The organism is Allobosea sp. NPDC055332 (assembly GCF_053645455.1).
In genome coordinates, this window is sequence record NZ_JBSHMO010000001.1 from 1,142,632 (window position 1) to 1,165,062 (window position 22,431).

The window sequence follows — 22,431 nt, forward strand, 5'->3', positions numbered from 1 at the left end:
GATTTCATTGGGGAGAGGACAAGACCATGCTCAATCGACGGAGTTTCTCCGCGCTCGCCGGCGTCGCCTTCACCGCGCTGCTCGCGACCTCGGCACAGGCGCAGAACGTCACCCTGCGCTCGACCGACATCCATCCCGACGGCTATCCGACCATCGAGGCCGTCAAATACATGGGCCAGCTGCTCGAGCAGCGCACCGGCGGCAAGGTCAAGATCAACGTCTTCCACTCGGCCCAGCTTGGCCAGGAGAAGGACACGATCGAGCAGACGCGCTTCGGCGTCATCGACCTGAACCGCATCAACATGGCGCCGTTCAACAATCTGATCCCGGCGACCAACGTCCCGTCACTGCCTTTCATCTTCCGCTCGGTCGACCATATGCGGAAGGTTATGGACGGGCCGATCGGCGACAACCTGCTGAAGGAGTTCGAGAAGCATGACCTGATCGGCCTCGCCTTCTACGATTCCGGCTCGCGCTCCTTCTACAACGGCAAGCGGGCGATCAACACGCCGGCCGACATGAAGGGCATGAAGATCCGCGTGCAGCAGTCCGACATGTTCGTCGCGCTGGTGCAGGCGCTCGGCGGCAACGCCACGCCGATGCCGTTCGGCGAGGTCTATTCCGGCCTGCAGACCGGCGTCATCGACGGCGCCGAGAACAATTGGCCGTCCTATGAGTCGACCCGGCACTTCGAGGTCTCGAAGTTCTATTCGCTGACCGAGCATTCGCTGTCGCCGGAGGTGCTGGTGATGTCGAAGCGCTCCTTCGACAAATTCAGCGCCGCCGACCAGGCCCTGATCAAGGCCGCTGCCAAGGAATCGGTCGCCAAGATGCGCGAGCTCTGGGACGCCCGTGAGAAGGCTTCCGAAGCCAAGGTCAAGGCCGGCGGCGCCCAGGTCAACGCGGTCGAGAAGCAGCCCTTCATCGACGCGATGAAGCCGGTCTACGACAAGTTCGTCACCGATGCGAAGCTCAAGGACATGGTCGCCGCCATCCAGGCGGTGAAGTGAGCTGACGATCGGGGCGGCTTCCGCGCCGCCCCATTCCGACTTCGTCATCCCGGACAAGCCGCGTGAGCGGCGCCGATCCGGGATCCATGCCTGAACCGTTCCGGCATGGATCCCGGCTACCCGCTGCACTGCGGCCGGGATGACCCGCGAGGTTTCAGCAAGGCCAGCCAGGACCCCATGCACGCATTCACCAAGACCTTTTCGCGGCTGTCCGCGCGCCTGACCCTGGTGGTCCTCATCGTCGCCGGCTCCGGCATCATGCTGATGACCGCGATGATCGCCTGGGGCGTCTTCGGCCGCTTCGTCCTCAACGACACCCCGACCTGGGTCGAGGCCGGCTCGCTCCTGCTGATGGCCTGGTTCATCTTCTTGGGCGCCGCGGTTGGTGTGCGCGAGAGCGACCATCTCGGCTTCGAGAGCCTGCTCTCCTACATCCCGGCGCGGGTTGCCGCGGGCCTTGGCCTGTTCACCCAGGTCCTGATCCTGCTCTTCGGCGCAGCCATGGTGTTCTATGGCCTGCAACTGGTCGAGAAGGCCTGGGTCGACCGCATCCCGCTGATCGGCATCGCCAAGTCCTGGGACTACATGCCGCTGGTCGCCGGCGGCGCCCTCGTCGCGCTGTTCAGCATCGAGCGCATTCTCCTGATGCTGACCGGGCTGGAGCGCTCGCCGCTCCTCGTGCAGGCCGAACGCGCCGGCGGCGGGGAGCTCTGAGCCATGGAGATCTGGATCCTGTTCGGCGTCTTCGCGACGCTGCTCATCATCGGTGCGCCGGTCGCCTTCTGCCTCGGCCTCTCCTCGCTCGCGACCGTGCTCTACATGGGCATCCCGCCGGTCGTCGTCTTCCAGCAGATCAACTCGCAGATCAGCGTCTTCTCACTGATGGCGATCCCGTTCTTCATCTTCTCGGGCGACCTGATGATCCGGGGCGGCATCGCCGAGCGCATCATCGCCTTCGCCGCCTCGATGGTCGGCCATCTGCGCGGCGGCCTCGGCCAGGTCAACGTCGTCGCCTGCACGCTGTTCGGCGGCATCTCCGGCTCGGCCGTCGCCGACGCCTCGGCCATCGGCGGCATCATGATCCCGCAAATGGTCAAGCGCGGCTATGCCGCCGACTACGCCGTCAACGTCACCGCGAACGCGGCGATCATCGCGCTGATGCTGCCGCCCTCGCACAACATGATCCTGTATTCGCTGGCGGCCGGCAGCGGCATCTCGATCGCCGACCTGTTCACCGCAGGCATCATCCCCGGCCTGCTGCTCGCCGCCTCGCTGATGGTCACCGCCTGGTTCGTCGCCGCGCGCCGCGGCTATCCGGCCGGCATCTTCCCGGGCTTTTCGGCGATCGGGCGCCATTTCGTCGTCGCCATCCCCGGTCTGATGCTGATCGTCATCATCTTCGGCGGCGTCCGCTCCGGCATCTTCACCGCGACCGAATCCTCCTGCATCGCGGTCTGCTACGCGCTCTTCATCACCGCTCTGGTCTATCGCCATCTCGACTGGACCAATTTCGTCCATGCCCTGCTCGGCGCGGTCCGCACCACCTCGATGGTTCTGCTGATCATCGGCACCGCCGGCGCCTTCGGCTGGCTGATGGCCTTCCTGCAGGTGCCGGCTGCGACCATCAACGCGATGAAGGCGATCTCGAACGATCCGCTCATCATCCTGCTGATGATCAACATCGTCCTGCTGATCCTCGGCACCTTCATGGACATGGCGCCGATGATCATCATCTGCACGCCGATGTTCCTGCCGGTGGTCAAGGCGATCGGCATGGACCCGATCCATTTCGGCGTGGTGCTGATCCTCAATGCCGGCATCGGCCTCAACACGCCGCCGGTCGGCTCGGTCCAGTTCGTCGCCTGCGCCGTCGGCAAGATCACCATCATGGAGTCGATGAAATCGATCTGGCCGTTCTACGGCGCGAGCGTAGCCGTGCTGCTGCTTGTGACCTATGTTCCGGCCTTCTCCCTGTGGTTGCCGAGCCTGTTCCGGTAAAGAGCCTGTTCCGATGACACGACTTTCTGCTGCGACGCTGGCCTCCCTGCCAGCGTCGGTCCGCCGCCCCGCTTACGACCGTGCCGGGCTCAAGCCCGGCATCGTCCATCTCGGCCTCGGCGCCTTCACCCGCGCCCATATGTGCGAGTTCACCGACGATGCGCTGGAGACCGAATTCGGCGCCTGGGGCATCATCGGCGCCAGCCTGCAACGGCCCGACCAGCGCGACAAGCTGAAGCCGCAGGACGGGCTCTACACCTTCCTTAAGCGCGCCCCGGCCGGCCCGGAGCTACGCGTCATCGGCTCAGTGCTCGACGTGCTCGTCGCCCCGGAGAGCCCGCAGGCACTGGTGGCAAGGCTCGCCGCGCCGGAGACGAGGATCGTTTCGCTCACCGTCACCGAGAAGGGCTATTGCCACGATCCGGCGACCGGCAGGCTCAAGGCCGATCATCCCGACATCGTCCACGACCTCGCCAATCCGGCTGCGCCGCGCTCAGCAATCGGCCTGATCGTCGCCGGCCTCGCCGCCCGCAAGGCCGCGGGCCTCGGCCCCTTCACTGCGCTCTGCTGCGACAACCTCCCGTCGAACGGCCATGTCCTTGCCGGCCTCGTCCGCGACTTCGCCGCGCTGCGCGACGACAAGCTCGCCGCCTGGATCGAAGCCAACGGCGCCTTCCCCTCGACCATGGTCGACCGGATCGTGCCGGCGACGACCGAGGCCGACGTCGCCGAGGTCGCGAGCCTCCTGGGTCTCGACGATGCCGCCCCGGTGATCGGCGAGCCCTTCCGGCAATGGGCGGTGGAAGACGTCTTCGCCGCCGGCCGGCCGCGCTGGGATGCGGTCGGTGCGCAAATGGTCTCGGAGGTCGCGCCCTTCGAGTTCATGAAGCTGCGCATGCTCAACGGCGCGCATTCGAGCCTGGCCTATCTCGGCTATCTCGCCGGGCACGAGACGGTCGCGGCGGCGAGCGGCGATCCGGTCTTTGCCCGCTTCCTGCAGGGTCTCTGGAGCGAGATCATCCCGACCGTGCCGGCCCCGCAAGGCGTCGACCTCAGGACCTACGCCGGCGACCTGCTCGCCCGCTTCCAGAATCCGGCGATCCGGCATCGCACCTGGCAGATCGCCATGGACGGCTCGCAAAAGCTGCCGCAGCGCCTGCTTGGCACCATCCGCGAGCGATTGAACACCGGCGCGCCCATCGATCATCTCGCGCTCGGGGTCGCAGCCTGGATGGCCTATGTCACCGGCACCGACGAGAAGGGCGAGCCCATCGACGTGCGCGACCCGCTCGCGGCCGAATTCGCGATCCGCGCCAAGGCGCTCGGCCGCGATGCCGTGGCGCTGAGCACGGCCCTTCTCGGCATCGGCGCGATCTTCGGCGACGACCTGCCGCGCGAGCAGCGCTTCACACGGGCCGTGGCCGGCCATCTCGACAGCCTGTTCCAGAAGGGCGCGAAGGCGACGGCTGCGGCGCTGGGTTAGGGACATGGCCAAACCAAGCGCGGGGAACCCTCTCCTGGAAGGAGAGGCAGGGTGAGGTGTAGGCCGTTTGACCAGTGCCGCGAGCGCTCACCGCGTAGTCGGATTCAGGTCAACGTTTCCAGTCCGAACACCTCACCCCTGCCCCTCTCCTTCCAGGAGAGGGGATCCCGCGTCACGACGACAGCGGTGAAGGGCACTTGATCGCAGCCCCACCCTGACGCCAGATACAGGCGATGTTCGCCCGCTTTGCCAACGCCCTGGCCATGAGCGCCCTCGCCGCTCTGCTGCTCCTGCCCTCAGCTGGAGCGAAGGCCCAAGCGCAGTCGGCCGCGACCTATGTCGTGCCGAACTACTGGGATCCGAACGTTCGCGTCGAGCGGCCCGATCTCGGACCGCCGCGGGTGATCCGCTTCCTCACCGACGATGATTTCCCGCCGATGCATTTCGCCACGCCCGAAGGCGGCGTCACCGGCTTCTCGGTCGAGCTCGCGCGCGCTGTCTGCGAGAAGCTGGCCCTGAGCTGCACCATCCAGGCGCGCCGCTTCGACACCTTGCTGGATTCTCTCGCCGAGGGCCGCGGCGACGTGCTCGCCGCCGCCATTCCGGTCACCGCCGAGCTGCGCACCCGCTTCGCCACGAGCCAGATCTACCACCGCTCGCCCGCCCGCCTGCTGACGACGCGCGGCAACGCCCGGGCTGATCTCGAACTGGGTAGCTTGCGCGGCACGCGCGTCGCCGTGGTCTCGGGCACCGCGCATGAGGCCTTCCTCGAGCGGCTCGCGCCATTCATCCAGCGCCGCACGGCTCCCGATCTGCAGGCGGCCCTTGCTTTGCTGCGCAGCGGCGATGCCGAATATGTCTTCGGGGACGGGGTCTCGCTTTCGCTGACCATCGCCGGGCGCGGTGGCAGCGAATTCGCCTTCGCCGGCGGCCCCTATCTTGAAGCGCGCTATTTCGGCGAAGGCGTCGGCTTCCTGCTGCGCAAGGACGACCTCATCCTGAAGCGGGCGATCGACTACGCGCTGCAAGGCCTCTGGGACGACGGCACCTATGCCAGGCTGTTCATCCGGTTCTTCCCGGTCAGCCCGTTCTGACTGTCATCCTAGAGCCGGATCCGATCAGCTTGCGTCCAACCTGATCGGTGAATCCGTCTCCAAGTTTAAAGATGGAGACCGTTTTACCGATCAGCTTGCGCTGCAAGCTGATCGGAACGGGCTCCTGCCGGCTGGCTCGGCTTGGCCAGACGCCCTTCCTCGGCCTTGTAGAAGAACTGCGAGGCGACGAGCCAGCCCTTCAGCGGCCGCAGGGGTGGGATGCAGGTCAGCAGCACCAGCGGCAGCGTCGTGACCAGATGCACCCAGGTCGGCGGCTGGTAGCTCAGCTCGAGCCAGAGCGGGAAGGCGACCGCCGGCACGCAGACGAACATCATCACGAAGAAGGCCGGGCCATCGGCAGGATCGGCAAAGGAGTAGTCGAGCCCGCAGGCCTCGCAGCACGGCTTCAGCGTCAGGAAGCCATCGAAGAGCTGCCCTTCGCCGCAACGAGGGCAGCGGCCGCGCAGGCCGGTCTTGAGCGGAGACAGTGCCGGCCAATGCTGATGTGCCATGTCGTCCTCCTGACGGTGAAGCAGCATGATTGACTGCATTCACCGGAGATTGACCGCTACATAACGCTGATATTGATTGCAGTCAATATCCGGCGACATGCAACATCGCCGCACCCGACGCGTAAAGGCAGGTCAGGCAGGCTTGCCGACCCACCGGGTGCCGCGCATGCCTTCAGTGCGCCATGCGTCACATAGCCGAACAACAAACGGCTAAATTATAACAAGATCGCTCACGAGAAGAGCCGCGCCACGTATTGATTGGCGAAAACATAAGCTCATCATCATGATCGATCGACGACGTCTGCTGCAGATAACTGGAGGGGCAGCCTCGCTGCCGCTTCTGCAACGTATTGATTTGTCAGGAACCGCATCCGCTCAGGAACGCAAAGTGACCAAGACTTCGGACTATCGCGTGCCACTCGAAAGCGATCCGCACGAACGGACTTTCATGCAGTGGCCGGCGCGCAGCCGCATCTATGGCAGCCCGAGCGCGCTCGACGAGGTGCGCTCGACCATCGCGCTGATCGCACGATCGATCGCGCGTTTCGAGCCGGTCGTCGTGCTGGCGCGCCCCGAGCAGCAGGACGCCGCGGCGAAAGCTCTGGGATCAGCGATCGAGACCTGGCCGATCCCGACGGAAGACCTCTGGTGCCGCGATTCCGGCCCGACCTTCGTCGTGTCGCAGACAGCCAAACCACTCGCCGTTTCCGATCTCGGCTTCAATGGCTGGGGTAATAAGCAGAGCCACGCCGACGATGGGCAGATAGCCAGGCGCGTTGGGGAGCGGCTTGGTCTTTCCGTCCTCGCGAATGGGCTCATCGGCGAAGCTGGCGGCGTCGAGGTCGATGGCGCCGGCACCGTGATCGCGCATGAGAGCAGCTGGATCAATCGCAATCGCAACGAGGGCGGCAAGGCTGAGGTCGAGCGCCTTCTGCTCGACGCGCTCGGCGCCGAGCGGATGATCTGGGCACCGGGCGTCAAGGGGGCCGACATCACCGATTACCACATCGACGCGCTCACCCGCTTCGTGAAGCCCGGGCAGGTCGTGATCCAGCTCGGCGATACCCTGGATCGCAGCGATCCCTGGTCGGCGGCCGCTTTCGAGACCTATGAGATTCTGAAGGCGGCGCGAGATGCCCAGGGCCGCAAGCTCGACATCGTCGTCATTCCCGATCCGGTCGACATCCGCTCGCGATCGCGCGACTTCGTCTCGAGCTATGTGAACTATTACGTCTGCAACGGGGCGGTCATTGGCGCGGAGTTCGGCGACGACAAGGCCGACGAGACGGCCAGAACAATCCTGCAGCAGCTCTATCCGGGGCGCGAGGTCGTCAGCCTGAACGTCGATCCGCTCGGCGAAGCCGGCGGCGGCATTCATTGCGCGACGCAGCAGCAGCCCAAGAGTACAGCCTGAGACGCAATGCCCGATCGGCTGATCGGGCGACCTATAGAACGCGGGCGCCGACCTCCGGCGCCTGCTCCAGCGCATGCGCCATGAAGGCGAGCACATCGCCGAGAGCCTTGCGTCCGATCGGCCCGCCGAGGCAGATGCGGGCTGCCTCCGGCGCCGGCCCTTTCGCGGCAAAGGCATCGCTGGCGACGATACCGATCCCGGTTGCCTGCATCTGTCCGACGAAAGCGGCGCGGGTCCAGGGCGGGGGCAAGTCCAACCAGAGATTGAAGCTCAGCGGATCCGTGCGGCTCAAGCCCGCCGGCAGGATCTCGGCCGCGAGCCGCTGCCGCGCCGCCGTCTCCGCCCTGAGAAAATCGAGCAGCGCATCGGCACTGCCGTCCTCGATCCAGCGTGTCGCCAACGCGGCGGTCAAGGGCGAGGCCATGATGCTGCTGGCACGCAGCGCCGCAGCGAACGGCCAGCCCGAGCGGACATCCGGCGCCGCGACATAGGCGAGCCGCAAGCCGGCCCCTAGGCATTTCGACAGACCGGCAATGTGCCAGGTCAGTTCAGGCGCGAGCGCAGCGAAGGGGGCCGGCGCTGCGCGAGGCACGAAGCCATAGGCGTCGTCCTCGATGATCACCACGCCATGGCGCCGTGCCATCGCAGCAATCTCTGCGCGTCGCCCCTCCGGCATGGTGATCGTCGTCGGATTCTGCAGGACCGGATTGAGATAGAGCGCCTTCGGCTTCAGCCGCGCACAGGCTTCGGCGAAGGCCTCGGGTTCGAGTCCGTCGCCATCCATCGCCAGCCCGGTCAGCGACAGACCGAGCTGCGCGCAGATCGAGCGGATGCCGGGATAGGTCAACGCTTCGCACAGCACCGCATCGCCCGGCTTGGCGAGGCTAGCCAGGATCGCCAGCAGCGCGGCATTCGCGCCCGGCACGACGAAAATCTGCTCGGGCGCCGGCGTCAGGCCCCGCCGGCCGAGCCAGAGCGCAGCCGCGGCCTTGTCGGCGGGCGCGCCGCCAAGCGGCTGATAGCGCAGCAGACTGATGAGCCGCTCGCCGACTTCCGCCATGCCCTGCTTCAGCCGGGCGATCAGCACGGGATCGTCGGGCTCCGGCGGCAGGGTCATCGAGAGGTCGACCAATTCCACCGCAGGCGCCCGCGGCACCGCGACCTTGGCCGGCGCGGCCTTGACGAAGGTGCCCTGCCCGACCCGCGACTCGACCAGGCCGCGCCGCTGCGCCTCGACATAGCCGCGCGCCACCGTGGTGAAGTCGACCGCAAGCGCCGCGGCCAGCCTGCGTTGCGGCGGCAATCTATCTCCCGCTGCCAGCGCCCCCGCCGCGATATCGGCGGCGATCCGATCGGCGATGGCGAGATAGCGCGGCTTGTCGCTCTGGGTCAGGTCCGGCAGCCAATCCATCGATGCCATCCGTCATGAGGCGAGCACTGAATGGATTGACTGTATATTGTTGCAGAAGGTCGTTGTCACCTGCTTGCCGAATTCGAGGCGAGTTATCCCACCCGCGCCTGCGGTCGCACCTCGGCCCGGCCGGCGATCGCCGAGAACAATTCGGCGTCCGCACCGATGCCGGCATTGGGCGCCGTCAGCAACGTCTCGCCATAGAACAGCGAATTGGCGCCGGCGACGAGGCAGAGGATCTGCGCCTCCCGCCCTAGCGAGGCCCGCCCCGCCGAGAGCCGGACCGTCGCGGCGGGCATGACGAGCCGGGTCGTCGCGACCATCCGGACGAGATCGAGCGGATCGACCGGCGGGCGCCCCGCCAATGGCGTGCCCGCGACCGGAATCAGCGCATTGATCGGCACGCTTTCCGGATGCGGCGCCAGCACGGCCAAGGCCTGTAACATCGCAGCCCGATCGCGCACGCTCTCGCCCATGCCGATGATGCCGCCACAGCAGACCTCGATACCAGCTGCCCGCACCGTCGCCAGCGTGTCCAGCCGGTCCTGGAAGGTCCGGGTCGTGATGATGCTGCCGTAGAACTCCGGGCCGGTGTCGAGATTATGGTTGTAGGCGGTCAGGCCGGCCGCGGCGAGGCGCTCGGCCTGATGCGGCTTCAGCATGCCGAGCGTGACGCAAGCCTCCATGCCGAGCGCCCTGACGCCCCAGACCATGTCGATGACGGCGTCGAACTCCTTGCCGTCGCGCACTTCGCGCCAGGCCGCCCCCATGCAGAAGCGCGACGCTCCCGCCGCCTTGGCTCTGGCTGCCAGGGCGACCACCCGCATCGGGTCCATCAATCGCTCGCGGGTCAATTCGACCTCGCGGTGATGCGCCGATTGCGGGCAATAGGCGCAGTCCTCCGGGCAGGCTCCGGTCTTGATCGAGAGCAGGCTCGCCTTCTGCACCACATTCGGATCGTGATGGCTGCGATGCACGGCATTGGCCCGGCCGATCAGCTCGAGCAGCGGCAGCTCGTACAGATCGACGATCTCCTCGACCGTCCAGTCGTGACGGATATCGCCATCGACCGAACTCATCGACACCACCATGCATTCAAGCCCGAGAGAACAGGCGGCAGCAGCACCGAGCCAGCGGCGACCACGCAGAGCTTGAGCAGGTCGCCAAGCAGGAACGGCCAGAGGCCGACCGCAGCAAGCTGCGAGACGGGCACGAACAAGGCGAGCCAGGCCAGACCGGCCACATAGACCAGCGCGAGCCCGACCAGCATGGCGAGCAGTTGCCCGAGCACGCCCCTGCCCCGTGCAAGCATGCCGACCAGCCAGCTCGCCGCCAGATAGCCTGCGAGATAGCCGCCGGTCGGCCCCAGCAGATAGGCGAGGCCGATGCCGCGCTCCGGCGAGCCGGAGAACACCGGCAGCCCGGCTGCGCCCACCGCCAGATAGGCCGCGACGATCGACACCGCCATTTGCGGACCGAGCGCCACCGCGAACGCCATGACGGCGAGCGTGTGCAAGGTCATTGGAACTGGCCAGAACGGGATTTGCGTCTTGGCGGCGAGCACCATCAGAGCAACGCCGGCGATAACGCCGAATGCACGCCGGGCAGCCGGTGCGAGCCGGACTCCCCGGCTACCTGTCACAGTGGATGACATTGCGATCTCCTAAATTATCTATAATCTTTTAGCTTAGTCGATAAATGACTCCACAAACGCGGCGACTTGGCAAGCCCTCACTTGGCGGCCCGCCAGGCCGCCAAGTGAGGCTGGAGAAAAAAAACTCGGGGATACTGAGATTTCAGCCCGACAATGGGCCAAGCGTCGGCGATGTTTCGCCAGAACCACGCCGTAATTTTTATAGATAATTTTGCCCCCGACCTTTTCTTCAGCCGGGAGAGCACCGGCTACCCGACACGAGGCGGGACAGCAGCAAGCCTTCGCAGCTCGCGCGGGAGCAAGGCATGGCCGCCTGTGCTCATCAGGGCAGCCGGAAAGAAAGGGGGCTAGAGCTCGCTCGCTACGGCGAGCGAGGCCTGAAGGAAGTTCAGCCGACGATCTCGCCCCGGAACGCCCAGCGCGTCATCCGCCGCTCGACCAGGGCACAGGCGGCGTACATCAGCACGCCCATGATCGCGATGGCGAAGAGGCCGGCGAAAGTCGTGGCGGAGTCGTTGCGCGCCCCGGCCGAAAGCATCAGGAAGCCGATGCCGCGATTGCCGCCGACCGTCTCGGAGATCACCGAGCCGATGAAGGCGAGCGTCACCGCCACCTTCAGGCTGGCGAAGAGATAGGGCATGGCGCGCGGCACGCCGACCTTGGTCAGGATCTCCCATTGGCTGGCGCCGAGCGAGCGCATCACGTCGCGCATCTCCGGCTCGATCGTGGCAAGGCCGGTGGCGACATTCACCACGATCGGGAAGAAGGAGATGACGAAGGCGGTGATGATCGCCGGCAGAGCCCCGACGCCGAGCCAGATCATCAGGATCGGCACGATCGCGACCTTCGGCACCGCGTTGAAGGCAATCAGCAGCGGGTAGAGCCCTGAATAGACGAAGGGCGAGGCGCCGACGGCGAGGCCGAGCAGCACGCCGAAGCCGATCGCCAGCACGAAGCCGATCGCCGTCGTCCACAAGGTCTCCAGGCAGTATCGCAGCAGGATGTCCCAACGCTGGACCATCACCTCGAAGATGCGCGTCGGCCTGGGCGCCAGGATCTCCGGCACGTCGAAGACGATGCAAGCGAGTTCCCAGATCAGCAGCAGGCCAGCCATGGCGAGCCAGGGCATGGCGACGAGCAGGACCTGCCTCTGCCGATCAGTCATAATCTTGGTCCTGCCGGGGCCGCATCACGCATGCTCCATATGGATGCGCTCGCGCAGATCGTGGACGATGTCGACGAATTCGGCGGTGAAGGTCGTCTCCAGCGTGCGCGGGCGCGGCAGCTCGATCTTGCTGATCTTGACGATCCGTCCGGGCCGGCGGCTCATCACATAGACAGTGTCGGCGAGATAGACCGCCTCGCGCAGATCATGCGTCACCAGCACGGCGGTGAAGCGCTTTTCCAGCCAGAGCGCCTGCATCACGCCCCAGAGCTCCTCGCGCGTGAAGGCGTCGAGCGCGCCGAAGGGCTCGTCGAGCATCAGGATCTCGGGCTCGTGCACCAGCGCCCGGCACAGGCTCGAACGCTGCTGCATGCCGCCCGAGAGCTGCCAGGGGAACTTGTCGCCGAAACCGCCGAGGCCGACCGAGGCGAGCAGCGTCTCGACCCGCTCGATATATTCGGCCTTGTTCGCGCGGAAGCGGCGCTTGTGCGGCTCGACCACTTCGAGCGGCAGGAGGATGTTGTCGCGCGTCGTGCGCCAGGGCATCAGCGTCGGCGCCTGGAAGGCCATGCCGACGCCGCGGATCGGGCCCTTGACCGGCTGGCCATGGACGCGGACCTCGCCGCCGCTCGGTGGCAGCAGGCCGGTGACCAGCTTCATCAGCGTGGACTTGCCGCAGCCGGACGGGCCGACCACGGCGATGAACTCGCCCTTGGCGATGTCGAGCGTCGCATCCTCCAGCGCCAGCATGCGCGAGGGGCCGCTGCCATAGGCGAGGCTGACCTTGCGCAGTTCAACGAGAGGCGTGTCGGTGAAAGCCGGCATGAAGGCGTCATTCTCGGGCTTGTGCCAAGGCTGTTGGATATACTTGCAGCGCCCCGCTGCTCCCTTCTCCCCTTGCGGGAGAAGGTGGCCCGAAGGGCCGAATGAGGGGTCGTACAGATCTGGAAAGTTTCCGAAAGTGCGGCGCCAAGCTAACGATCGGCGTCGCGAGACCCCTCACCCCAACCCTCTCCCGCAAGGGGAGAGGGAGCAGGTCGCGGCCATTCCTCACGGCGCGACCATGCGCTCCGCCTTGGGCGGCAGGTACTTGTTCGAGAACACCTTGTCCGGCGCCGGCGCAGCCGGCAGGCCGAAGGCGTCGGCAACGTCGGTGACCGAGCGGGCGAAGCGCGCCGGATCGACATCGCCCATGCCGTTCTCCTTCACGAAGGGCGTCAGCACGTTCATCTTCAGCGACAGGTCGAGGCGCTCGGCCTCCAGCTTCTCGTCGATCAACGGGTCGCGCTTCTTCACCGCGGCGAGACCGACGGCCGGATTGGCGGCGACCTCCTTCCAGGCCTTGGCGGTGGCGCGCAGGAAGCCCTTCACCACCTCCGGCTTCTCGGCGAAGGCCGGCGAGACGATGATGCCATTGCCGTACACGTCCATCTTGTAGTCGGAGTAGTTGAAGGAGACGATGTCCTCCTGCTTCACGCCGCGCGCCTTCAGGTCGAGCACCGACGAGAAGAAGTGCCCGCTGATGAAGTCGACCGTGCCCTGCACCATCGACTGCTCGCGCAGCTGCGGCGTCAGGTTGACGTGATTGACGGTCTTGGCGTCGATGCCGACCTTCTTGGCAAAGGCGGGAAAGAGCCGGAACGAGGCGTCGAACACCGGCGCCCCGAGCTTCTTGCCGGCGAGATCGGCCGGCTTGCTGATCCCGGTCTTCTTCAGCGTGTGCACGCCGAAGGGCGGGAAGTCATAGGCCATGAAGACGCAGAGGATCTCCTTGCCGGCATTCTTGGCGTTGTACTCGATCAGCGAGTTCACATCGGCGAAGCCGATATCGTAGGCGCCGGTGGCGACGCGCTGGACCGCGCCGGCCGAGCCCTGGCCGGGGTCCATCGTGACGTCGAGCCCCTCGGCCTTGTAGTAGCCCTTCTCCAGCGCCACCAGGAAGGGCGAGGTCGGTCCCTGGAAGACCCAGTCGAGCGTGAACTTCACCGCGGTCTGCGCCTGCGCCGGCGACATCGCGCCCAAGGCCAGCGCCGCTGCGCCCGCCAATGCGATGCGACGGGTGAGCGCCCACGCCAAACCTTCGCCGGCCGGCTGCGAGCCGGACTGCCCCCACTTCACCTCACGAACCATCGAAGCCGACCCCTGCTTATGTTGTACGACGACGCTAGCGGGGCCCGGTTCGGAGTCAATCGAGCGGCCGGGGTTGTCTGCCGCTTTTTTGGGCGCGCTCATTCGTGCCGCAGGCAGGGCGACGCCTTCCTGCTCAAGGCGAGCTCGCGCTGATGATCTTCAGCTTGAAGACATGCGGCCGGTTCGGCCGGGTCATGAAGGCGTAATCGACCAGGTCGAGCTTGTCCTGCGGCCTGAACCATGGCCGGAACTGCGGCGGCCGCGGCCGGCCGATCCAGGCATCATTGCCGAGGAAGAGCACGTCGCGCGACAGCGTCTCCTCGAGCAGCAGCGCCGGATTGTCCTTGTCCCAATGGCAGGCGCCGTTCTTCGGTCCGACCGGCCCGCCCTTCCAGTTCCAGCTATAGGCCGGAGCCTTGTTGGGCTCGATCGTTTCGTGGACTTCCAAGGTTCCGGCATGCTTGCCGTTGACGCCGTGAAACACGCTCAGCCGATCGGTTTTGATGATGACCTCCGACATGGCGAACCCTCGCGAGCTGCCCCGTCCCGGCGCCGAGCATAGACCGATCCCGGATGACCGTAAGCTGCCGAGAGCGGAACATGAGCTCGACGCGAGGGCGCCAGACCGCCGGCCTCATTGACGCCGCCCCTGCATATCTGCGAAACCGCGCGCTTCCCTGTCCTATCCAGCGAGACTTGAAGCCAAAATGCCCGTTTTCGACCCCGCGCTGATCGAAGCCGCCCGCGTCTCGGCCGCCTGGCCGTTCGAGGAAGCCAAGAAGCTCGTCGCGCGGCTGCAGAAATCGGGCAAGCGCGAGGCGGTGTTCGAGACCGGCTATGGCCCTTCCGGCCTGCCGCATATCGGCACCTTCGGCGAGGTCGCGCGCACCTCGATGGTCCGCCACGCCTTTCAGGTGCTGACCGACGGCGCCATCCCGACCCGGCTGATCGCCTTCTCGGACGATCTCGACGGCCTGCGCAAGGTGCCGGACAACGTGCCGAACAAGGAGCTGCTGGCGCAGCATCTCGGCAAGCCGCTGACCGAGGTGCCGGACCCGTTCGGCACGCATGACTCATTCGGCCGGCACAACAATGCCCGCCTCTGCGCCTTCCTCGACCAGTTCGGCTTCGACTACGAGTTCAAGTCCTCGACCGACGCCTATCGCGCCGGCGAGTTCGACGCGACCCTGCTCAGGATGCTGGCCCGCTTCGACAAGATCATGTCGATCATGCTGGCGACCCTGCGCGAGGAGCGCGCCGCGACCTATTCGCCCTTCCTGCCGATCCACCCGAAGACAAGGATCGTCATGCAGGTGCCGATCGAGGCGCGCGATGTCGAGGCTGGCACCATCACCTGGTCCGATCCGCAGACCGGCGAGCGCTTCACCACGCCGGTGACCGGCGGCCATGCCAAGCTGCAATGGAAGCCGGACTGGGCGATGCGCTGGGTCGCGCTCGGTGTCGACTACGAGATGGCCGGCAAGGACCTGATCGACTCGGTCAAGGTCTCCTCGCAGATCGCCCGCGCCATCGACGGCACGCCGCCCGAAGGCTTCAACTACGAGCTCTTCCTCGACGAGCAGGGCCAGAAGATCTCGAAGTCGAAGGGCAACGGCCTCACCATCGAGGAGTGGCTGAGCTACGGCCCGCCGGAATCGCTGGCGCTGTTCATGTATTCGCGGCCGCGCGAGGCCAAGAAGCTGCATTTCGACGTGATCCCGCGCGCGGTCGACGACTACCTGCAGTTCCTCGGCGGCTATGACCGGCAGGACTGGAAGAACCGGCTTGGCAACCCTGTCTGGCACATCCATGCCGGCACGCCGCAGCAGCCGGAGGTGATCGCCACCGGCGCAGGCGACAATGCGGTGCGCACCCAGATCTCGTTCTCGCTGCTGATGAACCTCGTCGCTGTCGCGAATTCCGAGGACAAGGCCGTGCTCTGGGGCTTCCTGCAGCGCTATGCGCCCGGCATCTCGCCGCAGACGCATCCGCGCCTCGATGCGCTCGTCGGCTACGCGCTCGCCTATTTCCGCGACTTCGTGAAGCCGGCCAAGAACTATCGTCCGGCCGACGAGACCGAGCGCGCCGCCTTCACCGCACTCGACGCCGCGCTCGCCGCGCTGCCGGCGGGTGCGAGCGCCGAAGAGATTCAGGATGCAGCGCTCGACGTCGCCCGCGCCATCCCGCGCTACCAGAACCTCACCGCCAAGAATGCGACGCCGGAGCGACCGGGCGTCTCCGGCGACTGGTGGAAGGCGATCTACCAGGTGATGTTCGGCGAGGAGCAGGGTCCGCGCTTCGGCTCCTTCGCCGCGATCTACGGGCTCGACAACACCTGCAAGCTGATCGCCAAGGCGCTCGACGGCGGCCTGATCCGCGAGCACGAGGCTTTCCTCGCGGCGCGCCAGCCGCTCAGCGCATGAGTGCTGCGGCGGCTGAGGCGGTCGAGAAGGCCATCGCCAGCCGCCGCGCCGTGCGCGCCTTCCTGCCTGACCCGGTCGATCCGGCGCTGGTGCGCCGCCTGATCGAACTGGCGGCGCAGGCGCCCAGCGGCACCAATATGCAGCCATGGCGGCTGCGCGTGCTCGGCCCGCAGACCCGCGCCAGGCTGGAGACCGCGCTGGTCGCCGCGCTCGACGATCCCTCCCCGCGCGAGGAGGAGTATCGCTACTATCCCGTGACCTTCCGCGAGCCCTATCTCTCGCGCCGCCGCAAGGTCGGCTGGGATCTCTACGGCCTGCTCGGCGTCGCCAAGGGCGACCATGTCGGCATGCGCCGCCAGACCGAGGCCAATCTGCGCTTCTTCGGCGCGCCGGTCGCGCTGATGCTGACGGTCGATCGCGATCTCGAGATCGGCTCCTGGCTCGATCTCGGCGCCTTCGTCCAGACCCTCCTGATCGCGGCGCAGGGCCACGGGCTCGACTCCTGCCCGCAAGCGATCTTCGCGCGCTTCCACGCGGTCGTCCGGCGCGAGCTCGCCATCCCCGAGAGCGAGGTCGTGGTCTGCGGCATCGCACTCGGCAAGGCCGACCCGGATGCGCCGGCGAACCGGCTCGTGCCGGAGCGCGAGCCGGTCGAGGGCTTCACCAGCTGGCTGGATTAGCTAGCCGGTTTCAGCCCGCCACGGCGGTGTACTCGGTCTCGACCGAGGAATCGTGGAGATGGTGGTCGTAGCCGTAGATGTGGATCGAGATCGCGTCACCCACGCCACGGTTCTGCATGCGATGGATATTCGGCCCGGTCGGCACCATGCAGGCGACGTAAGCAGCCTGGCGCTCCTGCTCCTCGGTCGCCACAGCGCGATTGGCGTCGATGGCGCGATACCAGGTTTCCGTGACCGTGCCCGAAACGACGCCGAAGCAGCACGAGCAATGGTGATCGTGGATGCAGGTCGTGGCGCCCTCACCCCAGACGATCGCCCAGACGCTGACAGCCTCGTTGCCGGCGAGCAGGTTGCGGGTATAGCCGCCAGGCTTGCGCAGCAGAGGCAGGGGCTGGATCAGATCGGGGATCGCAACGAGCTCGGTGAGAACGGCGCGGGCCGCGGCGAGATAATCGCGCGAGCAGGTCCCTTCGTGGGTGCGCAGGGCGTTCAGTACCGCACCGCGCCGTTCCTCGCCGAGAAAGCCCTGCATGTCCTCATCCCCGTCGCATCCGATGACAGGGGAATGATAGGCCGGACGCGATGGCAATGGTTTGCGATCCGTCGCCTAAAACGGAGTAGTCTTAGAAACAGATACCAATTTTAACTGCAGTATGAGAAAGAAATTTCCGCACTCGCATAGCGAGTGATATTCTGTTCCGAGGAGATCCCTAATCGTGGTCAAGCTCGACGCCTTCGACCTGCGTATCCTGGCGCTGCTGCAGGAGGATGCGAGCAAGCCGCTGGCCGAGATCGCCGATGCGGTCGGGCTATCGCCGACGCCGTGCTGGCGGCGCATCCAGAAGCTCGAGGCGGAAGGCCATATCCGGCGGCGGGTCGCGCTGCTCGACCGCGACAAGCTCAAGGCCGGCGTCACCGTCTTCATCGCGGTGAAGACGGCGCGCCATTCGATGGAGTGGCTCGAGCGCTTCCACGCCGCCGTGCACGACCTGCCCGAGATCGTCGACTTCTACCGGATGAGCGGCGACATCGACTATCTGCTCAAGGCCTATGTCTGCGACATCGCCGCCTATGACGCGCTCTACAAGAAGCTGATCGCCCGCATCGAGCTCAGCGACGTCACCTCCATGTTCGCCATGGAGGAGCTGAAGTCGACCACCGCGATCCCGCTCGGCTTCGCCGCCGAGGGCTGATCAGCGGTTGATCTCGAACAGGCCGGCGCAGCCCATGCCGCCGGCGACGCACATGGTGACGACGGCATAGCGCGCCTTGCGCCGGCGACCTTCCAGCAGCGCATGGCCGACGAGCCGCGCCCCGCTCATGCCGAAGGGGTGGCCGATCGCGATCGCCCCGCCATTAACGTTGACCTTGTCGGGATCGATGCCCAGCGTGTCGCGGCAATAGAGCGACTGCGAGGCAAAGGCCTCGTTCAGCTCCCAGAGGTCGATGTCGGAGACCTTGAGGCCGTTGCGCTCGAGCAGGCGCGGCACGGCGAAGACCGGGCCGATGCCCATCTCGTCAGGCTCGCAGCCGGCCGCGGCGAAGCCGCGGAAGATGCCGAGCGGCTCGAGGCCGCGGCGCTTGGCCTCATCAGCCGACATCACCACGCTGGCCGAGGCGCCATCCGAGAGCTGGCTAGCATTGCCGGCGGTGATGAACTTGTCCTCGCCGCGCACCGGCTTGAGCTTGAGCAGCCCCTCCAGCGTCGTCTCGGGGCGATTGCCCTCGTCCTTGGAGAGCGTGACCTGCTCCTGCCGGACCTCGCCGGTCGCCTTGTCGGTGACGGCCATCACCGCGCTCATCGGCACGATCTCGTCGTCGAACAACTGGCGCTGCTGGGCGGCCGCGGTGCGACGCTGGCTCTCGACCGAGAACTCGTCCTGCGCCTGACGCGAGATACCATAGCGCTCGGCGACGATGTCGGCGGTCTCGATCATCGTCGTGTAGATTGTCGGCTTGTTCGCCGTGAGCCAGTCGTTCATGGCGAGATCGCGCCGCGTCACCGGCTGCACCAGCGAGATCGATTCGACGCCGCCGCCCACCGCCACCGGCACCCCGTCCATCACCACGCGCCGTGCCGCATGCGCAATCGCCTCAAGTCCCGAGGCGCAGAAGCGACTGACGGTGACGCCCGCCGACTGCACCGGGATACCGGCGACGAGAGCCGCATGGCGGGCGACATTGAGGCCGGTCGCGGCTTCCGGATAGCCGCAGCCCAGCACCACCTCCTCGACTGCCTCGGGTTCGAGCCTGGCGCGCGACAAGGCGTGCTTGATCGCATGCGCGGCCATGTCAGCGCCGCGGACCTGGTTGAAGGCGCCGCGATGGGCCTTGCCGATCGGCGTGCGGGCAGTCGAGACGATGACGGCTTCGGTCATGGCGTTTCACATCCTGTCAGGCATTGCGGCCGCAGCCGCCATTCGAACTTGGGTAGTTGGTGGGAGTGGTCGCTCTAGGCAGCGGTCTTCACGGCGGAGAAACCCTTGCCCTCGGCAGCGAGCCGGCGGAGCAGTGGGGCGGGTTCGAGCGAGGCATCGCCGCTCTCCGCGGCCTGCTGTTCCAGCCGCTTGACGATGACATCGAGCCCGACGCTCTCGGCCCAATGCATCGGCCCACCGCGCCAGGCCGGCCAGTTGTAGCCGTTGAGCCAGACGGTATCGATGTCGCCGGCGCGCGTCGCGATGGCCTCGTCGAGGATGCGCGCCCCCTCGTTGACCATGGGGTCGAGCAGCCGCGCGAGGATCTCCTCAGCTGTGAAGCTGCGCCGCGTCACGCCCTTGCTGGCCGAGACCTCGGCGATCAGCGCCTCGACCTCGGGATCGCGCTCGCCGGCACGGGCGCCTTCCGGATAGCGGTAATAGCCGCGGCCGGTCTTCTGGCCGAACCAGCCGCGCTCGCAGATCGCATCCGCCACCGCCGCGCTCTTGCCGCGGGCCTTGCGGCTGCGCCAGCTGATGTCGTTGCCGGCGAGGTCCGACATGGCGAACGGCCCCATCTTGAAGCCGAAGCCGGTCAGCGCCGCATCGACCTCGTGCGGCAGGGCGCCGGCGACGAGCAGGCGCTCGGCGGCGCGGGTGCGCGCCTCCAGCATGCGGTTGCCGACGAAGCCGAAGCAATTGCCGACCACGACCGGCACCTTGCCGAGCTTGCGCCCGAGGCCGATCGCGGTCGCGACCACATCGGCCGCGACGCCGGTGGGCCGGACGATCTCGAGCAGCTTCATCACATTGGCGGGGCTGAAGAAATGCATGCCGAGCACATCGCCCGGCCGGGTCGTGATCGCGGCGATCTCGGCGAGATCGAGATAGGAGGTGTTGCTGGCGAGGATCGCGCCCGGCTTGGCGATTTTGTCGAGCGCGCCAAAGATCTCGCGCTTGACGCCCATCTCCTCGAAAGCGGCCTCGATCACGATGTCGGCCTCGGCAGCGGCAGCGAGTCCGACCGCCGGCGTGATCAGCGCCATGCGCTGCTCGCGCACCGCCTCGGTCATCGACCCGCGCTTGACCGAGAAGCCGTAGGTGTCGCGCACCCGGGCATGGCCCTTGTCGATCTGCTCCTGCGTGGTCTCGATCAATGTCACCGGGATGCCGGCATTGGCGAAGCACATCGCGATGCCGCCGCCCATCGTGCCGGCGCCGATCACGGCGGCGCGCGCGATCGGGCGCGGCTTGACGCTCTCGTCGATGCCGGGAACCTTCGCCGCCTCGCGCTCGGCGAAGAAGACATAGCGCAGCGCCTTGGAGCGCTCGTCGGCGAGGAGTTTCACGAACAGTGCGCGCTCATTCGCATGGGCCTCCGCCGGCGCCAGGCTGAAAGCGCCGCGCACCGCCTCGACCAATGCCGCAACGTTCGGCATCTCGCCGGCTTTCGCCAGCGCATCCTTGGCCAGCGCGTCGAAAGCGTCGCGATCAGCTGCAGTCAGCTTGTCCGCGCGCTCGCCAGTCTTCACTGGCGCCCCCCAGCCAGCCAGTTCCTGCGCCAGCGCAACCGCCGCGCCCACGGCATCGCTCTCGACGAGCTGGTCGACCAGTCCGAGCGCCAGCGCCTTCTGCGCCGCGATCGGCTCGCCCGAGAGCATCATCGGGAAGGCAGCGGCTGCGCCGATCAGGCGCGGCAGGCGCTGCGTCCCGCCAGCGCCCGGGATCAAACCAAGTTTGATCTCCGGCAGGCCGAGCCTGGCGGCTGGGCTTGCCACGCGGCCATGGCAGGCGAGCGCGACCTCGAGCCCGCCGCCGAGAGCGACGCCTTCGATCGCCGCGACGACCGGCTTCGGCGCGTTCTCGATCGCCGCCAGCAGATCGGGCAGGATCGGCGGCGCCGGCGGTTTGCCGAACTCGCTGATGTCGGCGCCGGCGATGAAAGCCTTGCCCTGCGCGGCGATGACCAGCGCGGCCACTTCGCTGTCGGCCATCGCCTGCGTCAGCGCCTGCAGCAGGTCGGCCCGCAGCGCGGCGCTCAGCGCGTTGACCGGCGGATTGTGCAGCGTCGCGATCGCCACCTTGCCTTGGCGGGTGAGGGTGACGGTCTGCATGCCTGCCTCCATTCTGCGCTGCGAGCGCAAGGAGCCGAGCAGGAGGGCTGCTGTCAAGCAAGGAGCGTTCGCCCGGCGCGCTGCGGCATTCCTTGACCGGCCTCATCACCTCCCCCATCGTCTGCCGCCCGCTCTCGGCGGGAGAGATGATGAGAAGGCTTGCATGACCGAAACCGTTCTGAGCGAGACCCCGGCCGAGGGCGTCAGGCAGATCACCATGAACCGCCCCGACCGGCGCAACGCACTCGACCGCGCCACCTATCAGGGCCTGATCGACGCGCTCGCCGCAGCCGATGCGGACGCCTCGGTGCGCGCCGTCGTGCTCACCGGCGCCGGCGGCTGCTTCACCAGCGGCAACGACATCAAGGATTTCGCCGCGGCGGCTGCAACCGGCGTCGGCGCCGAGATCGCCATCGACTTCCTGACCGCGATCTCGACGGCGAAGAAGCCGATCGTCGCCGCCGCGGAAGGCTTCGCCGTCGGCATCGGCACCACCATGCTGCTGCATTGCGACCTCGCCTTCGCCGGGCGCGGCGCCAGCTTCCGCATGCCCTTCGTCAGCCTCGGCCTCTGCCCTGAAGGCGGATCGAGCTATCTCCTGCCGCTGATCGCCGGCAGCAAGCGCGCCGCCGAATTGCTGATGCTGGGCGAGCCCTTCGGACCCGAGGTCGCGCAGGAAGCCGGCCTGATCAACGGCGTCACCCACGAGGGCGGCGCGCTCGCGGCGGCGCTGGAGAAGGCCAAGGCGCTGGCGGCCCTGCCGCCGCAATCGGTCGCGCTGACCAAAGCGCTGCTCAAGCGCGGCAGCGCCGTCGCGGTGGCCGAGACGATTGCGACCGAGGCACGGCATTTCGGCGAGCGGCTGAAATCGGCAGAGGCGCAGGCCGCCTTCATGGCCTTCCTGACCAAGCGCTGACGCCAGGCGC

At 66.9% G+C, this 22,431-nt stretch carries 21 protein-coding genes; 10 read left to right on the forward strand and 11 right to left on the reverse strand.

From position 1 onward, the window contains the following. Positions 1-26 precede the first annotated feature (26 nt). From ACWIGM_RS05920 to ACWIGM_RS05940, 5 genes are all read left to right on the forward strand, one after another. Positions 27-1,010 carry a TRAP transporter substrate-binding protein gene (locus ACWIGM_RS05920; RefSeq protein WP_454024973.1) on the forward strand — a complete coding sequence of 328 codons (984 nt, stop codon included), beginning with the start codon at positions 27-29 and terminating at the stop codon, positions 1,008-1,010. Positions 1,011-1,187: 177 nt separating this feature from the next. Then, positions 1,188-1,724 carry a TRAP transporter small permease gene (locus ACWIGM_RS05925; RefSeq protein WP_454024974.1) on the forward strand — a complete coding sequence of 179 codons (537 nt, stop codon included), beginning with the start codon at positions 1,188-1,190 and terminating at the stop codon, positions 1,722-1,724. A 3-nt stretch (positions 1,725-1,727) separates the two neighbouring features. Further along, a complete protein-coding gene (locus tag ACWIGM_RS05930; protein WP_454024975.1) occupies positions 1,728-3,008 on the forward strand; it encodes a TRAP transporter large permease in 1,281 nt (426 codons plus the stop codon). Positions 3,009-3,021: 13 nt separating this feature from the next. Beyond that, complete coding sequence (locus ACWIGM_RS05935; RefSeq protein WP_454024976.1) at positions 3,022-4,491, forward strand: mannitol dehydrogenase family protein; 1,470 nt, start codon at positions 3,022-3,024, stop codon at positions 4,489-4,491. 233 nt (positions 4,492-4,724) lie between these two features. Continuing rightward, positions 4,725-5,585 (forward strand): transporter substrate-binding domain-containing protein, encoded by an 861-nt coding sequence (locus ACWIGM_RS05940; RefSeq protein ID WP_454024977.1) that lies wholly within the window; start codon positions 4,725-4,727, stop codon positions 5,583-5,585. An 83-nt stretch (positions 5,586-5,668) separates the two neighbouring features. Here the strand turns inward: ACWIGM_RS05940 and ACWIGM_RS05945 are convergent, their stop codons facing one another. Then, positions 5,669-6,097: a DUF983 domain-containing protein gene (locus ACWIGM_RS05945; RefSeq protein WP_454024978.1), complete on the reverse strand. Its 429-nt coding sequence runs from the start codon at positions 6,095-6,097 to the stop codon at positions 5,669-5,671. Positions 6,098-6,485: 388 nt separating this feature from the next. Here ACWIGM_RS05945 and ACWIGM_RS05950 point away from each other — a divergent pair, with 388 nt between their 5' ends. Further along, complete coding sequence (locus tag ACWIGM_RS05950) at positions 6,486-7,511, forward strand: agmatine deiminase family protein (RefSeq protein WP_454024979.1); 1,026 nt, start codon at positions 6,486-6,488, stop codon at positions 7,509-7,511. Between the two features lie 31 nt (positions 7,512-7,542). Here the strand turns inward: ACWIGM_RS05950 and ACWIGM_RS05955 are convergent, their stop codons facing one another. From ACWIGM_RS05955 to ACWIGM_RS05985, 7 genes are all read right to left on the reverse strand, one after another. Continuing rightward, positions 7,543-8,922 carry an aminotransferase-like domain-containing protein gene (locus ACWIGM_RS05955; protein WP_454024980.1) on the reverse strand — a complete coding sequence of 460 codons (1,380 nt, stop codon included), beginning with the start codon at positions 8,920-8,922 and terminating at the stop codon, positions 7,543-7,545. A 92-nt stretch (positions 8,923-9,014) separates the two neighbouring features. After that, positions 9,015-10,001, reverse strand: coding sequence for a biotin synthase BioB (gene bioB, locus ACWIGM_RS05960; protein ID WP_454024981.1), 987 nt, complete (start codon positions 9,999-10,001; stop codon positions 9,015-9,017). After that, entirely contained in the window at positions 9,998-10,576 is a 579-nt protein-coding gene (locus ACWIGM_RS05965; RefSeq protein WP_454024982.1) for a biotin transporter BioY, read from the reverse strand. Before ACWIGM_RS05965 ends, bioB begins: the two co-directional genes overlap by 4 nt. Positions 10,577-10,964: 388 nt before the next feature. Then, positions 10,965-11,741, reverse strand: a complete 777-nt coding sequence (locus ACWIGM_RS05970) for an ABC transporter permease (RefSeq protein WP_454024983.1) — start codon at positions 11,739-11,741, stop codon at positions 10,965-10,967. 24 nt (positions 11,742-11,765) lie between these two features. Next, a complete protein-coding gene (locus tag ACWIGM_RS05975) occupies positions 11,766-12,566 on the reverse strand; it encodes an ABC transporter ATP-binding protein (RefSeq protein WP_454024984.1) in 801 nt (266 codons plus the stop codon). A 225-nt stretch (positions 12,567-12,791) separates the two neighbouring features. Next, positions 12,792-13,871 (reverse strand): ABC transporter substrate-binding protein, encoded by a 1,080-nt coding sequence (locus ACWIGM_RS05980; protein WP_454024985.1) that lies wholly within the window; start codon positions 13,869-13,871, stop codon positions 12,792-12,794. 133 nt (positions 13,872-14,004) lie between these two features. Next, positions 14,005-14,391, reverse strand: a complete 387-nt coding sequence (locus tag ACWIGM_RS05985) for a hypothetical protein (protein WP_454024986.1) — start codon at positions 14,389-14,391, stop codon at positions 14,005-14,007. A gap of 187 nt (positions 14,392-14,578) precedes the next feature. On the opposite strand from ACWIGM_RS05985, the gene ACWIGM_RS05990 reads away from it, so the two are divergent. Further along, the gene (locus tag ACWIGM_RS05990) at positions 14,579-16,294 is read left to right on the forward strand and encodes a lysine--tRNA ligase (RefSeq protein WP_454024987.1); all 1,716 of its coding nucleotides are present in this window, start codon (positions 14,579-14,581) and stop codon (positions 16,292-16,294) included. Continuing rightward, entirely contained in the window at positions 16,291-16,974 is a 684-nt protein-coding gene (locus ACWIGM_RS05995; RefSeq protein ID WP_454024988.1) for a nitroreductase, read from the forward strand. The genes ACWIGM_RS05990 and ACWIGM_RS05995 overlap by 4 nt, the downstream gene beginning before the upstream one ends. A gap of 10 nt (positions 16,975-16,984) precedes the next feature. Here ACWIGM_RS05995 and ACWIGM_RS06000 read toward each other — a convergent pair whose 3' ends face one another. Further along, complete coding sequence (locus tag ACWIGM_RS06000) at positions 16,985-17,506, reverse strand: cysteine dioxygenase (protein WP_454024989.1); 522 nt, start codon at positions 17,504-17,506, stop codon at positions 16,985-16,987. A 184-nt stretch (positions 17,507-17,690) separates the two neighbouring features. Here ACWIGM_RS06000 and ACWIGM_RS06005 point away from each other — a divergent pair, with 184 nt between their 5' ends. Beyond that, positions 17,691-18,167 (forward strand): Lrp/AsnC family transcriptional regulator, encoded by a 477-nt coding sequence (locus tag ACWIGM_RS06005; RefSeq protein ID WP_454024990.1) that lies wholly within the window; start codon positions 17,691-17,693, stop codon positions 18,165-18,167. Here the strand turns inward: ACWIGM_RS06005 and ACWIGM_RS06010 are convergent, their stop codons facing one another. Together ACWIGM_RS06010 and ACWIGM_RS06015 are read right to left on the reverse strand one after the other, a co-directional pair. Then, positions 18,168-19,352 carry an acetyl-CoA C-acyltransferase gene (locus ACWIGM_RS06010; protein WP_454024991.1) on the reverse strand — a complete coding sequence of 395 codons (1,185 nt, stop codon included), beginning with the start codon at positions 19,350-19,352 and terminating at the stop codon, positions 18,168-18,170. 74 nt (positions 19,353-19,426) lie between these two features. Beyond that, positions 19,427-21,505 carry a 3-hydroxyacyl-CoA dehydrogenase NAD-binding domain-containing protein gene (locus tag ACWIGM_RS06015; RefSeq protein ID WP_454024992.1) on the reverse strand — a complete coding sequence of 693 codons (2,079 nt, stop codon included), beginning with the start codon at positions 21,503-21,505 and terminating at the stop codon, positions 19,427-19,429. Between the two features lie 163 nt (positions 21,506-21,668). On the opposite strand from ACWIGM_RS06015, the gene ACWIGM_RS06020 reads away from it, so the two are divergent. Next, on the forward strand, positions 21,669-22,421 hold the full coding sequence (locus tag ACWIGM_RS06020) for an enoyl-CoA hydratase-related protein (protein WP_454024993.1): 753 nt from the start codon (positions 21,669-21,671) through the stop codon (positions 22,419-22,421). The last annotated feature ends 10 nt before the right edge of the window (positions 22,422-22,431 follow it).

What these genes read in the sequence shown, in the direction of transcription:
- ACWIGM_RS05990 (WP_454024987.1), top strand. Translation starts at nt 14,579, where the DNA reads ATGCCCGTTTTCGACCCCGCGCTGATCGAAGCCGCCCGCGTCTCGGCC.
- ACWIGM_RS05965 (WP_454024982.1), bottom strand. Translation starts at nt 10,576, where the DNA reads ATGTCATCCACTGTGACAGGTAGCCGGGGAGTCCGGCTCGCACCGGCT.
- ACWIGM_RS05985 (WP_454024986.1), bottom strand. Translation starts at nt 14,391, where the DNA reads ATGTCGGAGGTCATCATCAAAACCGATCGGCTGAGCGTGTTTCACGGC.
- ACWIGM_RS05975 (WP_454024984.1), bottom strand. Translation starts at nt 12,566, where the DNA reads ATGCCGGCTTTCACCGACACGCCTCTCGTTGAACTGCGCAAGGTCAGC.
- ACWIGM_RS05980 (WP_454024985.1), bottom strand. Translation starts at nt 13,871, where the DNA reads ATGGTTCGTGAGGTGAAGTGGGGGCAGTCCGGCTCGCAGCCGGCCGGC.
- ACWIGM_RS05995 (WP_454024988.1), top strand. Translation starts at nt 16,291, where the DNA reads ATGAGTGCTGCGGCGGCTGAGGCGGTCGAGAAGGCCATCGCCAGCCGC.
- ACWIGM_RS05930 (WP_454024975.1), top strand. Translation starts at nt 1,728, where the DNA reads ATGGAGATCTGGATCCTGTTCGGCGTCTTCGCGACGCTGCTCATCATC.
- ACWIGM_RS05970 (WP_454024983.1), bottom strand. Translation starts at nt 11,741, where the DNA reads ATGACTGATCGGCAGAGGCAGGTCCTGCTCGTCGCCATGCCCTGGCTC.
- ACWIGM_RS05955 (WP_454024980.1), bottom strand. Translation starts at nt 8,922, where the DNA reads ATGGATTGGCTGCCGGACCTGACCCAGAGCGACAAGCCGCGCTATCTC.
- ACWIGM_RS05945 (WP_454024978.1), bottom strand. Translation starts at nt 6,097, where the DNA reads ATGGCACATCAGCATTGGCCGGCACTGTCTCCGCTCAAGACCGGCCTG.
- bioB (WP_454024981.1), bottom strand. Translation starts at nt 10,001, where the DNA reads ATGAGTTCGGTCGATGGCGATATCCGTCACGACTGGACGGTCGAGGAG.
- ACWIGM_RS06010 (WP_454024991.1), bottom strand. Translation starts at nt 19,352, where the DNA reads ATGACCGAAGCCGTCATCGTCTCGACTGCCCGCACGCCGATCGGCAAG.
- ACWIGM_RS06015 (WP_454024992.1), bottom strand. Translation starts at nt 21,505, where the DNA reads ATGCAGACCGTCACCCTCACCCGCCAAGGCAAGGTGGCGATCGCGACG.
- ACWIGM_RS05920 (WP_454024973.1), top strand. Translation starts at nt 27, where the DNA reads ATGCTCAATCGACGGAGTTTCTCCGCGCTCGCCGGCGTCGCCTTCACC.
- ACWIGM_RS05935 (WP_454024976.1), top strand. Translation starts at nt 3,022, where the DNA reads ATGACACGACTTTCTGCTGCGACGCTGGCCTCCCTGCCAGCGTCGGTC.
- ACWIGM_RS05940 (WP_454024977.1), top strand. Translation starts at nt 4,725, where the DNA reads ATGTTCGCCCGCTTTGCCAACGCCCTGGCCATGAGCGCCCTCGCCGCT.
- ACWIGM_RS06000 (WP_454024989.1), bottom strand. Translation starts at nt 17,506, where the DNA reads ATGCAGGGCTTTCTCGGCGAGGAACGGCGCGGTGCGGTACTGAACGCC.
- ACWIGM_RS06020 (WP_454024993.1), top strand. Translation starts at nt 21,669, where the DNA reads ATGACCGAAACCGTTCTGAGCGAGACCCCGGCCGAGGGCGTCAGGCAG.
- ACWIGM_RS05925 (WP_454024974.1), top strand. Translation starts at nt 1,188, where the DNA reads ATGCACGCATTCACCAAGACCTTTTCGCGGCTGTCCGCGCGCCTGACC.